The 15,525-nt window shown below is 54.8% G+C and carries 5 protein-coding genes; all 5 read left to right on the top strand.

Annotated features, from left to right (window positions below; genetic code table 11):
• Positions 1-319 precede the first annotated feature (319 nt).
• The 5 genes from SAMA_RS05790 (at position 320) to SAMA_RS19115 (ending at position 15,511) form a co-directional block, all read left to right on the top strand.
• Complete coding sequence (locus SAMA_RS05790) at positions 320-775, top strand: GNAT family N-acetyltransferase (RefSeq protein ID WP_011759222.1); 456 nt, start codon at positions 320-322, stop codon at positions 773-775.
• A gap of 218 nt (positions 776-993) precedes the next feature.
• On the top strand, positions 994-4,437 hold the full coding sequence (locus tag SAMA_RS05785) for a two-component regulator propeller domain-containing protein (RefSeq protein WP_157608309.1): 3,444 nt from the start codon (positions 994-996) through the stop codon (positions 4,435-4,437).
• A 28-nt stretch (positions 4,438-4,465) separates the two neighbouring features.
• Positions 4,466-5,134, top strand: a complete 669-nt coding sequence (locus tag SAMA_RS05780) for a response regulator (RefSeq protein WP_011759220.1) — start codon at positions 4,466-4,468, stop codon at positions 5,132-5,134.
• A 163-nt stretch (positions 5,135-5,297) separates the two neighbouring features.
• Positions 5,298-6,734: a sensor histidine kinase gene (locus SAMA_RS19120; RefSeq protein WP_011759219.1), complete on the top strand. Its 1,437-nt coding sequence runs from the start codon at positions 5,298-5,300 to the stop codon at positions 6,732-6,734.
• A 230-nt stretch (positions 6,735-6,964) separates the two neighbouring features.
• Positions 6,965-15,511: a thrombospondin type 3 repeat-containing protein gene (locus SAMA_RS19115; RefSeq protein WP_011759218.1), complete on the top strand. Its 8,547-nt coding sequence runs from the start codon at positions 6,965-6,967 to the stop codon at positions 15,509-15,511.
• The last annotated feature ends 14 nt before the right edge of the window (positions 15,512-15,525 follow it).

The raw sequence follows: 15,525 nt of genomic DNA, 5'->3' as shown, positions 1-15,525 counted from the left end.
GATTTTGGGTCATTTCTGTCCACCGTGGGCCAATACCATCGGCCAGGATGCGGCCTTGAGCAAAATTGGCGCACAGAGGGTGCAACAATGGCAATAGCGAAGACGCAAAGATAAAGCGCAGCTCCCTTTACACGCGTGCAGACATCGAAATAGAGCAGGCCGATGAAGCAGTCGTGTTGCACCAAAAAAAGGCAACCCTCCCGCCAAAGGTGCTTACAAGCACAGATCCACCAATAAAAACCTATATCTATCAATACCCTGAATTCAGGCACAGCCTTTGCTTTGTCAAATCGGATGTCATTATTCAGGAGTATTAGGGATGAATATCAAGCTTGACGATTTAAGCCACCCGGCGGTTGCCAGATTACTGCACGAACATCTGGAAGACATGTACGACAACTCCCCCGCAGACAGCGTGCACGCGCTTGACCTGGCCCGTCTCAAGCAACGTGATATCCGTTTTTATACCCTGTGGCAGGGCAATACCCTCGCCGCCTGCGGCGCCGTGAAGCAGGTGGACTTTCACAGCGGCGAAATCAAATCCATGCGGGCCACCCGCGCGCTGCGCGGTCGCGGTTTTGGCCATGCCATGCTGATGCATCTGGAAAACGAAAGTCGTCGCCTCGGCTTTAAACGCCTGTATCTGGAAACCGGCACCGCCGATTACTTCCTGCCCGCGCAGCGGCTGTACCTGGCCCACGGCTTTGAGGTCTGTGCCCCCTTTGGGCATTACCGCGAAGATCCCCACAGCCTGTTTATGACCAAGGCCCTGTGAGCCACATCAACAGGTTCATCAAGTCTCTGATGCTATTCATCAAGCCTCTGGCAGGTTCACCAAGCCAGCGGGGCTTGGTGAAACCTTATGCGATTCACTCAGTTAATCGGCCTTTTTAGCTGGCATTTGCGCTAAAGGCTTTTCCCGTCTTCATTAACAAGATACCCTTGCCATTAACAATAACGCGTCTCAACTCATTGGCTCAAAGAGAACCACTGGTGATCCCGCAGTTCAGAATGCGCCGCAACCCGCAGCCCTCAGCCTGGTTTTTCAGCCACTCAATAAGCACTGGCCTGCGCCATTGTTGGCATTTACTGGCGATGCTGTTTGTCTTTGCCATCAGCTTTCAAAGCCAAGCCATTGACTCATCCATTCTTACTCCACCGCTGTTCCAGGTTGAAGCCAATCACAAACTACCGGGCAAAGAAGTCCTCAAACTGGAAATCGACCAACAGGGCTTTATCTGGGTAGGCACCCGCAGAGGCGTATTCCGCTTTGATGGTTATGAATATCAGCCACTTGAAAGCGCAAACAAGCTGGATTTATCGAAGCTGCATGTGCGCGCCTTGCTTGCCGATGGCCAGATTTTGTGGATTGGCACCATGACGCAGGGCGTCTACCGGGTCGACTTAAGTACCTGGCAGGCAACCCATTTTGCGCGAAACCCCGGGATGTCGGGCAGCATAGGTGGCAGCCAGGTCAATGCCATTAAAAAAGACCGCAACGGCAAACTCTGGTTTGCCCACGACCGGGGGCTGGACAGCTGGAGCGAACAGAGCGCGCAATTCACCCCTTATCTTTCCCTCGATAAACCCGACGACCGTTATCACAACTACCTGCTGGATATCGAATTCGATGCCGAGGGCAAACTCTGGCTGTCTACCGCTATGGGACTGGCCAGTATGGATATGGGTGCAGCCGGTTTCAGGCTATTTGCCAATGAGGGGGAAATGCTGCACAGGGTGGTACTGCGCAGGCTGTATCTTGCCAGCGACAACCGCCTGTGGCTTACCAGCCAGAATCAGGGCTCCTATATCTTAAGCCCCGACTCTGGGCGGGTGTTGCAACTTGAACAAGACGAAAGTAGTGCCGCCCACAAGGTCATCAACACCGGCATTGCAGAAACCCTGGAAGCCGATGGCAGTCGCCGCATCTGGCTCAGCGGCACCAAAGGCGTGGAGCTGCGCGACGGCAAAACCGGCAAGCTTATCAAACATCTGCAGGGAAACCTGCTTGACCATCATGGGCTTGCGGGCGATGTGGTGTATTCGATAACAAGCTCACCCTCGGGCACCCTGTGGCTGGGGGTGCTGGGCGTAGGGCTGCAATTCCATCCGCCTCAGGCCCAGGGCTTCTCGCTGATTGACCGTTTTGCACCCGCGCTGAAAGAGCTGTTCTCATCCAATATCCATCAAGTGCTTAATCTGGGTGCGGATGAACTCTTGGTACTGACCGAACAACAGGCAAGCCGCGTTAATCTCAGCACCGGCCTTATAGCGCCGTTCAGCGATGATGTTAAAGTTCAACAAAAACTGCTGGTTGCGGCCATAAAAGACCATCAGGACAACTTTTGGTTTGGGGGCGACAGCGGCAATCTGATAACCACCAGCGCCGATGGCCATTGGCGTAACGAACTGCAATTGCCGCTCACTAAAAATGACGGTGTGTTCGTGAAAAGCCTTGCCCTTGGACAAGAGCAGGAACTCTGGGCCGGCACTGACCGGGGGCTGGTCAGGGTATCTCTGGACAACCTGAGTATGTCGCCGCTTAAAAATGCCGACGGCAGCCGCTTTATCAGCTTCGTTCGCTGCCTCTACCTTGATGAGCAAAATCGGCTCTGGGTTGGCACCCAGGGTGGGCTGGGATTGGTGATGCCGGGTGCTGACACTGTCAATCTCTTCAGCCGCGAACAGGCAACCGAAGGCAGTTTGCGCCACAACCAGATAAATCAAATCCTTGGCGATAGTCAGGGTAACCTGCTAATCACCCACCCAGAAGGCATAGACAGGCTGAGCAGCAGCGAGCTGGAAAAACTCACAGTTACGCCCGAACCAATGTCATCCTCGGGGTCTGACAAGAACGTCGCCGTATTGAGATTCAGCCCCTTTGCCAACGACATCACAGCCCAGATGATACAGCCAGCCAGATTAGTGGCATTGCCAACGGGACAGCTCTGGTTGGGTAACACGCATTTATTGGATGAAAATGGCCTGCTGCTGGCACAGTTTGGTGAGCGTGAGGGCGCGCTTGACCTCGGCTGGAGCCGCAGCAGCCCACTTCTCGATGACCACAGTTTCGCCTATGCCAGCAACAACAGCATGCAGCTGATAAGCACCAAAGCCCGCCCACAGTCAATCCCTGACGCCACTGTCGCCATTACCCACATCCAGCTTGGCAGTGTCGATATGCCGTTCGATCCTCTGTCGCCGGGGTTAGTGGTCGGCGCCGATGACCAACGCTTCTCGGTGCGTTTTGCCAGCCCCGACGCCAGCAGCCTGGGTAAGGTGGATTACCGCTATCGTCTCGATGGCTACGACAACGACTGGCTGGCTGCGCCTGAGGATATGCGTCTTGCCCGCTACACGGCTCTGCCGCCCGGGGAGTACCGCCTGCATTTACAGGCGCGGGCGCAAGGCGGCGACTGGGGGCCAGAGCTGTTACTGAACGTCAGTAAAGTACCCAACTATTATCAAACCCTGTGGTTTCAGCTGCTGATGGCGACGCTGCTGCTGGCGTTGTTGTATGGTCTGTTTCGCTGGCGCCTGGCCCGCGCGCGTGCCCAGCAACTGGCGCAGTTTGAGCATCGCGATGCCCTGAGAAAGGCTGAAATGCTGTCAGAATTAATGGAGCAAAAAAACCGAATGCTGGCTGAAGTTGGCCACGACCTTCGCACGCCGCTGGCCATGATTAAAGTGCAGTTGGAGGCCATGCAGGATGGTCTGCTGCAAAGCTCCGATGCCACCTTTGAGTCGATGGCAAATAGCCTTGGCAATCTCAATCGCATGGTGGGCGACATAGTGCAGCTGTCTGCAGAGGAAGGAACAAACCTTGCCATGAGTAAGGCGCACCTCAAGCTTTTGCCACTGATTGAAGAGCAGATAACCGGCTTCCGCCCCCTTATGGCACAAAAAGGGATCCGGGTTAGCTTCTCCAACAACTGTCAGCCTGAGTTGCTGCCAGAGCCAGCCGTGTTTGCGGATAAGGCACGACTGGAGCAGGTTTTGGGGAATTTGTTGAAAAACAGCTACAAATACACAAACCATGGCGGCCAGGTACAGCTGTTGCTGGCGATGTCTCCGTCTCATCTTCCCCAAGAGCCCCAGATCTTGGGCGCGTCGCAGCAAGCCTGGGTAACCCTTCGCATCGACGACTCGGCCCCCGGGGTTGCCGCCGAGGAATATGAGCGCCTGTTTGACCGGCTTTACCGTGCCAGCAACACTGGGGACGCTGACAAGGCAGAGACGGCATCTGGTTCGGGGCTTGGGCTGTGGATTTGCCAGTCGATTATCCGCGCCCACGGCGGCACGATAACGGCTTCGCCCTCCCCTTTGGGCGGGGTCGCCATTGAAATTCAATTGCCGCTCAGTATCCCCATATCGGCCAAGCAGCCCTCTTTGCCTGCCACTGGGTCCATAACCGATGCGTCTCAGCACAGCGCTTAACACAGCTTACAGGTGATAAAAGACCGCCATGACCCATAAGGTGTTTATCGTAGAAGATGAAAAGAACATCGCCGAAGTGATGCAGATGTATTTGCAGGCCGAAGGTCTGGAAACCCGTGTATTTCATGACGGCAGCGACGTGGTCGAGGCAGTGAAAAACGAGACGCCCAGTTTGATGCTGCTCGATTTGATGCTGCCGGGTAAGGATGGCCTGAGTATTTGCCAGGAACTCAGAGTCTTTTCAGAGCTTTACATCATTATGACCACCGCCAGGGTAGAAGAGGTGGACCGCCTGCTGGGGCTTGATACCGGCGCAGATGACTATGTGTGCAAACCCTACAGTGCCCGAGAGCTGACTGCCCGGGTGCGGGCTGTGCTTCGCCGGCTCGACGGCAAACTCACTGCCGCGGGCACCAGCCTCAAGGTAGATGAATCAGGTTTGTCCATAAGCTTTGGCGGCCAAACTGTCGTTCTGACGGCGCTGGAGTTCAGGCTGTTTAACCTGCTCTACAGCCAGCCAAACCGTATTTATTCCCGCAGCCAGATTTTGGATTTGCTCTACAGTGACTTCAGGGTGTTGTCGGACCGGACAGTGGACAGCCATATTCGCAACCTGCGTAAAAAGCTCACCGGCCTTAATACAGAGCAGGAGATGATCCGCTCTATCTATGGCCTGGGTTATCGTTTCGAAGGCTAAAAGACCCTGCAGCCATTAACGCAATCCAGCCGTGCCCCAAAAAACTGCATAATTGCTGCACAATCCTGTGGTCTTATTTGGCGTAACGGCAAGGTCTCAGCGCGTAAAGCAGCATGAGTAGCCAAAGTGCCGCAACGCGAAAGCTGTAGAGTCAGGGGTAAACATGTTCCAATTTTTACGCGATATCCGGTTATTCAGTGATACCGAATCCTTAAATGGCATCGCCCTGAAACGTCGGCAACTGGTGCTCAATGGCCTGCTGCTGACCATCATTTTGCTACTCAGTGTTTTTGCGATTTACAACCAATTCAGGGGCATGTGGCAGATTGCCGCGCTGGATTTATGCGCCCTGGCGGCCTGCCTGTTTGCCTATATTCGCCTGCGCCTGAGTCATCGTTTACCCCGCCAGACTCCCCATGGGGATAATACCCAGAATGGCCACAGGCCGGATGATCCCCAAGTCGCGCAGGATACTGATGCCCTGGCCCATAACAAACAGCGCAATGGGGCACAACTCAACATCCTCAATTCCACCTCCCTGCTGGTCAGCCTCATTCTAATGCTGTTTTTATGGGCGCTGGCCTGGCAGGGACAAGCGGAAAACTTCAGCCTTATCTGGACCTTCTTCCTGCCGGTATTTGTGTTCATGCTCAATGGCCGCGCCCTGGGTGCATCTCTGGTGGCGGTGTTTTATCTGGTGCTGTTTACCATGGCATTCAGCCAACTAGGGCAATGGCAGGCGGGCGCCTGGGACCAGGTCAGCCTGATCCGGTTTGTGCTGGCCTCCCTGGTGATGGTCTTCACCTGTTATTTCAGCGAGCTGACCCTGAACCAGGCCCACCTTGAGCTGAAAAAATCCCACGCCGAGTCTGAAAGGCTGCTGCAGGATCGCAATGCCCTGATGCTCGACACTCTGGTCAAACAGCAGAAGCTGCTTACGGATGTATCCCATGAACTGCGAACCCCACTCAGTGTGCTGAGAATGAAACTGGAGGCCATGCAGGATGGGGTCATGGCACCAAGCAGTGCCAATATCGAGGGGCTGCTCAAGCACATGCAGCAACTGGATGCCTTCATTTCGGACCTGTCCCGCGCCAGCAAGCTCGACCAAACCCGGCTCGACGGTAATGCGGTTCGGGTGGAATTACATGATTTCCTGTCCGATTGGATAAACCGTTTTCAGGACAGTGTCGCTGGCCGGGGCTTACAGCTCACCCTGGATCTTACCCGCAGCCATCCCCCCTGCCCCGCCCTCCTGGACGAAACCAGTTTCGAGCTGGCGCTCGGCAAGTTGATGGAAAACAGCCTGCGTTATACCCAAGCGCCGGGCAGTATTCGACTCAGCCTTTGTCGCCGTGGTGATGTCATAGTCATCACCCTGGAGGACAGTGCTCCCGGCGTGGCAGCAGACCAGCTTGAGCGCCTGTTTGAGCCCCTGTACCGGTTGGAGGATTCCCGCAGCCGTGACACGGGTGGCGCGGGTCTGGGCTTATCCGTGGCCAAGTCCATCATCCTGGCGCACCAGGGGCAAATCCATGCCAGCCTGTCTCCTCTGGGTGGCCTGCGGATGGTGATCACCCTGCCGGCACTGGCGGACTGAGCCTGATTCGCCACGGGTTCGCCAAGAGTGCGCCACTGGTTCGTAAAGAGTTCGGCACTGATTCGCCAAAAGCTCGCCAAATTTATACATTCGCCACCATCTCCTTGCCCCCTGCACGGCCAACAAAGCCACTGCACATATTTTCCTGACCATAAGCCGCATTCTGCATTTTTCCTGCACATTTGCCTGTTTTACTGCGGGGTAGAAAATTCTATGCGGGAAAATACAGCATGATACGTTTTATCCTTAGAGCACTCATTATCACCGTCATCTTGGTCAGCCAGGTATGGGCCGCCGGCATAGTGGCAGTGCCCAATATCTACTTACACAGCAATACATTGGCGCAGACCGGCAATTACTACGATGAAGAAATTGCCTTTGTACAGCCGGTTAACCAGGCGGCTTCGGGCTTTCCGGTGATGCAGAATGCCGATGACTGGTATTTCAAACGTGACGACGGTTCGGCCATCTCGAACGTGACCGGCGATGCCATCGTGTTTCGTGGCAACCCGGCGTTGATGGGCATCCCGGCGGAAGTCGGCACCTTGACTGTCGGTGCAAATAATGAGATTGCCGATCTTTGGACTAACCGTATTTTCTATCGGCCGGTGGTGTTTGTCACCCTGGAAGACCCTAATCTGAATAGCGGTGTGGCTATCGTGCCGACAGCACCTATTACCCAAGGCAACCAGTTCTTATTCGATGTGCGTCAGGCGACGGGTTTTAATGCCGATTTAACCGGCGCCAAAGTGCACTACCTGATTGCCGAAGAAGGTTGGCACCAATTGGCCGATGGCCGCATGTTGCTGATTTCCAGCGCCGAAGTAAAACACACCGGTTTTAGCGGTAAAACCATTGCCTTGGGTGCCAGCTTTGAAAATGCCGTCACAGTAGCACAGTTACAACGGTCTATGCTGTTTCACAATGGCACGCTGTTTCGCAACTTGCTGGATATGAAGGTGTATCAGGGCGCGACGGTGACAGCAGGCGTGGGTACTTTCGACAGCATTACCCTGCGGCTGATGCAGGAAACCAGTGTCGAAGAGGCCAATACCAATACGGTGTACGCCGGCCGTATCGGCTTTATGGTGCTGGGCAACATGACCAGTTTGGCCAATAAGCTCAATTTTGTTGAAGACTATAGTACGAATATTCGTGGCGGCAGCTATTTAACGGTTCCACAATCACACTTTCAGTTTTATCCGCACAGTGCCGCGGCATCGCCATTATTAAACCGTGTCGCCTGCGCCGAAGACGATGATGTCAGTAATTTTTGTTCTTATTTGTCCATGCCCGTGGATGCCATGAGCCGGGGCATATTTAATACCCCGCGCCTGCCATACATGAATGCCAATTTCGAACCCCTGCAAATGGAGCGCACGTTTTACTCTGAAGTTTACAATGATTGGGAGTCAGTCATTAAACCCGAGCTCATTAATCCAGTGACGGACACGGACAACAAACCTATTGTCGGCACCTTGGCTAAGATGTTTCCAAATTTTGTCCAAGATCGCGGTTGGGATGAAGACTTGTTCGGCAATTCCTATTGGCACTGGTTTGCCGTTTATCACTACAACACCTGTGTCTTTGATGGCATAAATACCGCCTGTGTGGATTACGCGCCGGGCGATAGGATTCTTGAAGACAGAGCCATAGAGTGGATACCAGCCACCAATAATAACACGCCGTCCGGCCTGACCACTGCGCAGAAGTTTATGCGTATTCAAGACAAAGGCCGCCACAATCGTGATTTTTTCGATGAGAATTTGTATCCACCAGATTGGGCTGCGGCAAAAACACTGGATTACCTTAATCTTACCCCCACTAACCTTTATCTCCGCGTCGCAGACTCGAGGTACAACTCTGAAATAAGTAAGTCGTTAACGGAACAAACCGCGTCCACAGGCATGTTTTTTGGCGCTCAGCCTATGGCGTATGCGACCGAATACTATTGTGGCACCTGTGAAGGCCCGCTGGGTGGCTTGATTGATCTTGGTGATTACATACAAATCTCTCATTCCTCTTATGACCTCTCGCGTTCGAAGAGTCCGTTTGTCGATAAAGTCGGCCAGAGCCTGCGCGTGGGCGACTATATGTTTGCCACTGTGCCAGCTTCATTTGATGCCCAACAAGTCAGATGGCTCCGTTCGGCTACGGGGCAAATAAGTGACGCCGTTACGGTGGCAGAAAATGTATATGGTTATCAGGCCACCAACGATGATGCCAATGCCTTTGTCACCCTGTGCATGCGCATCGACAAAATCAATAGTAATTATTGCGGCCCCTGGATTGAAGTGGGCCAATACCCATCTGCCACCGATGTAACGATAAAACCGCAATACGCCGAACCTATTGCCGGCTTTGGCCTGATTGGTCAGTACACCTATGTTGCCCCAGACGATAGCGTCTATGACGGTTTGGAATACCAGAGTCAGTACCAGTGGCAATATTTACAGGCGGATGCCTGGGTAGATTATGCCGGTGAAAATGAGCTTACCTTTCAACAAACGGTCGCTGCCGGCACCCAGATCCGTTTTTGTGTCACACCACGCAGCCATAAGCTGTCTGGTGGAGAAGCCTGCTCTGTCGGGGTCAAAATGCAGTTGGATACCGACGGTGATGGCATTTCCGATGATTGGGATATTGACGACGACAACGACGGCTATGCTGACTGGGAAGATCGCTTGCCTAAAGATGCCAGCGAACATCTGGACACGGACGGCGATGGCATCGGCAATAACGCCGATACCGATGATGACAACGACGGCTTAAGTGATGCCGATGAAATAACCGCCGGTACCGATCCATTAATTGCCGATACCGACGGCGATGGCACCTTGGATGGCGCCGATCCCGCACCGACAGTGTATGGCGATTTACCGGATTTTGACGGTGATGGTATTGCCGATATTAATGATGAAGATCGCGATAACGATGGCGTGCCCGATTTTCTCTATCAAATAGATGGCACCAATGAGCTGCAAACGCTGGTGACTGAAAATGACGTGGTATTGAGTTGGGCACGTATCGACGACAACCCCTATCACGCCTGTACTGCCAGCCAAATCACCGTCACCAGCAATGCCGACAGTGGCCCGGGGACCTTGCGCCAGGCATTAATCGATTTATGTGCCAGTGAACCCGGCGCCGATCTGAATATCATCAATTTTGATGGCCCGATGACGATTCAGCTTGAATCACCGTTAGTGATTGGCAAAGGCATGAAGATTGACGGTAATAAAACCGTGGTGCTGGATGGCCAAAATAAAACGGCGATTTTTACCGTGGCGCTGCCCGACAGGATGCTCAAAAGCCAATACCCACAATTGGTCGGGTTGACGCTGCGTAACGGTTTTACTCAGGTCGTGGATGCCGACGCGGTTGTTACTGAATCAGGGACTGATAGCCTCAATCAGGCCAGTGCCGTGCATATGCATTCCAGCAGCTATTTATTTGTCGAGCATACGCTGATTGAAAATATGACCGCGCCGGTGATTAGCGGCAACAACGTAGATTTGTATTTTGAAAATAGCCTGATAGCGAATGTCAGTGGCCTTGCCCCGGCGCTTATTACCGCAAGTGGCCGCATCTCGATGTTCTCCAGCACTGTTTATAACAGTGAAGGCGGCGTTATGTCTGTGGGTAGCACGGGCAGTGCGCAGTTGCGTAATAGCCTGCTGTTAAAAGGCGCTAATGGCTCAACCGTGTGTAACGTTGACACCTGGGTGCAACAAACCGCCAGCTGGGTAGAAGACAGCGAGTGCGGTATTACCTCAACGGGCTATGTTGAACTGGCCGATCCGGAAAACGGTGATTACCGGCCGGTGCCGGGCAGTGCCAATATCGATGCCGGCTTATGGGAAGATGATCCCGCCGCGGCGGGGCTCGACCTGCTGGGTAATGCCCGCGTGATGGGCGAATACAACCCCGATTACCCGCAAGAGTTGGGCGGACCGCTTATTCCGCAAATGGATATTGGCGCCATTGAGTATGTGTATGCCGGTGACTTTGATGGCGACGGTGTCGCCGATAGCGAAGATGCCTTCCCGAACGATGCCACTGAAACGACTGACAGCGACAACGACGGCGTAGGCGATAACAGTGATGCCTTCCCCAATGATGCCAACGAGCAGTTAGATACTGACAATGACGGCATAGGCAATAACGCTGATGAGGACGATGACGGTGATAACGTGGCCGATACCGACGATGCGTTCCCGCTGGATGCTTCCGAGTGGCTGGATTCCGATGCCGATGGCATTGGTAATAACGCCGATACCGACGATGACAATGACAATGTCCCGGACAGCGAAGACGCTTTCCCCCTGGATGCCACCGAATCTGTCGATACCGACCTCGATGGCATTGGCAACAATGCCGACACAGATGATGACAACGATGGTGTGTTGGATGCAGCCGATGCCTTCCCGCTGGATGCCAGCGAGTGGCTGGATGCAGATCTCGACGGCATAGGTAACAACGCAGATACCGACGACGACAACGACGGTGTTGCGGATGTGGCCGATGCCTTCCCGTTAAATTCCGCCGAATGGCTTGATACGGATCTCGATGGTATAGGCAATAACGCCGATACCGACGATGACAACGACAGTGTCATAGACACAGAGGACGCCTTCCCACTGGATGCTTCCGAGTGGCTGGATACCGATGCTGATGGCATAGGTAATAATACCGACAGCGACGATGACAACGACAATGTCCCGGATAACTCTGATGCCTTCCCGCTCGATGCTTCCGAGTGGCTGGATTCGGATCTCGACGGCATAGGCAACAACAGCGATCCCGACGATGACAACGACGGCGTGTTGGATATAGTCGATGCCTTCCCCTTTGACGCCAGCGAGTCTGTCGATACCGACCTCGATGGAATAGGCAACAACAGTGATCCCGATGATGATAACGATGGCGTAGTCGACAGCGAGGATGCCTTCCCGCTGGATGCCAACGAGTCTGTCGATACCGACAAGGACGGCATTGGCAACAACAGTGATACCGACGACGACAACGATGGCGTAGTCGACACAGAAGATGCCTTCCCGCTGGATGCTGCTGAGTCTGTCGATACCGACCGCGACGGCATCGGTAACAACAGTGATACCGATGGCGACAACGATGGCGTAGTGGACAGCGACGATGCCTTCCCGCTGGATGCCACCGAGTCTGTCGATTCCGACAAGGACGGCATAGGCAATAACGCCGATACCGATGACGACAACGATGGGGTATTGGACACAGAAGATGCCTTCCCGCTGGATGCCAGCGAGTCTGTCGACACCGATCTCGACGGCATAGGCAATAACGCCGACACCGATGACGACAACGATGGGGTAGTGGATGCCGACGATGCCTTCCCGTTGGATGCCAGCGAGTCTGTCGATACCGATCTCGATGGCATTGGCAACAATGCCGACACTGACGACGACAACGACGGCGTAGTCGACAGCGACGATGCCTTCCCGCTGGATGCCACCGAGTCTGTCGATACCGACAAGGACGGCATCGGTAACAACAGTGATACCGATGACGATAACGACGGCGTGCTCGACAGCGACGATGCCTTCCCGCTGGATGCTGCTGAGTCTGTCGACACTGATGCCGACGGCATCGGCAACAATGCCGACACCGATGACGACAACGACGGCGTGTTGGACACTGACGATGCCTTTCCGCTGGACGCCAGTGAGTCTGTCGATACCGACAAGGACGGCATTGGCAACAATGCCGACACCGATGACGACAACGACGGCGTAGTGGATGCCGACGATGCCTTCCCGTTGGATGCCAGTGAGTCTGTCGATACCGATCTCGATGGCATTGGCAACAATGCCGACACTGACGACGACAACGACGGCGTAGTCGACAGCGACGATGCCTTCCCGCTGGACGCCACCGAGTCTATCGATACCGACAAGGACGGCATCGGTAACAACAGTGATACCGATGACGATAACGACGGCGTGCTCGACAGCGACGATGCTTTCCCGCTGGATGCTGCTGAATCTGTCGACACCGACAAGGACGGCATAGGCAATAACGCCGATACCGATGACGACAACGATGGGGTATTGGACACAGAAGATGCCTTCCCGCTGGATGCCAGCGAGTCTGTCGACACCGATCTCGACGGCATAGGCAATAACGCCGACACCGATGACGACAACGATGGGGTAGTGGATGCCGACGATGCCTTCCCGTTGGATGCCAGCGAGTCTGTCGATACCGATCTCGATGGCATTGGCAACAATGCCGACACTGACGACGACAACGACGGCGTAGTCGACAGCGACGATGCCTTCCCGCTGGATGCCACCGAGTCTGTCGATACCGACAAGGACGGCATCGGTAACAACAGTGATACCGATGATGATAACGACGGCGTGCTCGACAGCGACGATGCTTTCCCGCTGGATGCTGCTGAATCTGTCGACACCGACAAGGACGGCATCGGCAACAATGCCGACACCGATGACGACAACGACGGCGTGTTGGACACAGACGATGCCTTTCCGCTGGACGCCAGTGAGTCTGTCGATACCGACGGTGACGGTATCGGTAATAACGCCGATCCCGACGATGACAATGACGGTATCAATGATGAAGATGACGCTGCGCCGCTGGACCCCAGCATAGGTGATACCCAAAAGCCGGTGTTTGCCGAACTGACGCCACTGAGCTTTGAAGCCACAGGGCCGATGACCGCAGTAACCCTGCCCGAGCCGCTGGTTACCGACAACATCAGTAAGTTACTGACCATTAGCTCGGATCTGGCGCCAGAGCTGGCACTGGGTGAGCACGTTATTACCTGGACCGCCACGGATGGCGCGGGTAATTCGGCGACAGCTGAGCAGCTGGTCACGATTGTCGATACCACGGCGCCAGAGTTTGATTCGTTAGACCTGCTAGAAGTTAATGCTACAGGCCGGTTGACCGATATCGGCGCGCTGCTGGATATCAGCGCCACCGATTTGGTGGACGGTGACATCACCGCAGCGCTTAATGGCAGCAGTGAGCTGGCAAGCGGCGCCCATGAACTTGAGCTAGGCGCGACCGACAGCTCAGGCAATACCGCCACCACGACGTTAACCGTGCATATTCTGCCGCAGCTGAAGCTGGCGCAGCGCATGACGGTTGAAGCCGGTGGTGATTATCTGCTGCCACTGCAATTAACCGGCGAAGCGCCTGTGTATCCGGTAACCGTCGCGTATTCACTGTTAGTGAACGGACAGATTGCAAGTAGCCAAAACGCGAATATTGCCTCAGGCACTGAGGGGGAGTTGGCCATCAGCATTCCGGCGGACTTGTCGGTAAATACCGCACTGCAAGTGCAGGTAAACAGCGTAAGCCATGCCTTTGTGGCGGATGACAAGTCTGCAACCCTGGTGCTGACCGAGCAAAATCTGGCACCGACCTTTAGCGCAGACATACAGCAGCAAGGCGTAGCGACCCGTTTGCTGGACCCGCTATCGGGTGAGGCGCAGATAGAACTGGTGATTAATGATGTTAACGTAAACGACACACATCAAATCAGCTGGCAGGTGGTGGAGCAGGCGTTCGCTGGCAACATTGCCGAAGATGGCCTGAGCATGACCTTTGATCCCAGCGAGTTGAGCAGTGGCCGCTATGCCGTGGATATCACGGTAACGGAAACCAACACCGCCGAGCTATTCAGCACCAAGCGTCGTATCCGCTTTAAGGTTGATGCACTGCCGGATTTAAGTAGCACACTTGATAGCGACGGCGATGGTATGGTCGATAGCTTAGAAGGCTATGGCGACAGCGATGGCGACGGTATCGCCAATTATCTGGACAACGATGTCGATGGCAGTCGTTTGCCGGTTAACGATGAAACCGATGCCATGCAAACCACGGCCGGCGTGCAGTTGGCCCTTGGCAACATCACCAGCGCCATCATCACCGGCAGCGGCGCCGGCATGACCATGGACTACCTGGCTGAGGCTGTGGCAAATGACAGCGGTGCCGCTGACAGCAGCGACAGCCACTTTAACCAAGTGTCGGCCGTGCTGGACTTTACCCTGAGCGGGCAAATTCAGCCGGGGCAATCGGTTGCCGTGGTATTCCCCATGCCACGGGGCACTGCGCTGCCCGAGGACGCTGTGTATCGTAAGTACAACGCCATACAAGGCTGGTATGACTTTGTTGAAGATGCCAACAACAGCATAAGCTCGGCACCGCTGCTTGACGGCGCGTGCCCGGTGGTTGACGCAGCCAGCTATGAACCCGGTTTGGTGGCAGGCTATCAGTGCGTGCAACTGCTGCTGCAGGACGGCGGCCCCAACGATGCCGATGGCGCTGCCAACGGCGTGATTGAAGACCCGGGCGTCATCGCGGTGCTGAGTCAGAACCAACTGCCGGTTGCAAATCTGGACACCGCAGCCATCCTGGATAGCCAGATGCTGGTGATAGACGTGCTGGCCAACGACACCGATGCCGATGGCGACAGCCTAAGCGTCATCGGCGCCAGTGTTGATCATGGCAGTGTCGAGCTGCTTGCCGACAATACCCTGCGCTATACCCCAAGCAGCGGATTCAGCGGTGAGGCGGTGATCATCTATCAGGTCAGCGATGGCTTTGGCGGCAGCGCCCAGGGTGAGGTACATGTGACCGTGAGCCTTGCGCCAGTGGTGGAGCCTGAGACACCCGCAACCAACACTGGTGGTGGCTCTATGCCCCTGTGGTCACTGCTGCTTTTGGGGCTGGCATTCACAAGACATCGCCAGGTAGCCCTGCATCAATAAGGCTCGCAGGGCAA

It is taken from the genome of Shewanella amazonensis SB2B, assembly GCF_000015245.1.
GTDB lineage: Bacteria > Pseudomonadota > Gammaproteobacteria > Enterobacterales > Shewanellaceae > Shewanella > Shewanella amazonensis.
The sequence above is the reverse complement of the archived record's forward strand: the minus strand, read 5'-3'. Positions and strand labels throughout refer to the sequence as shown.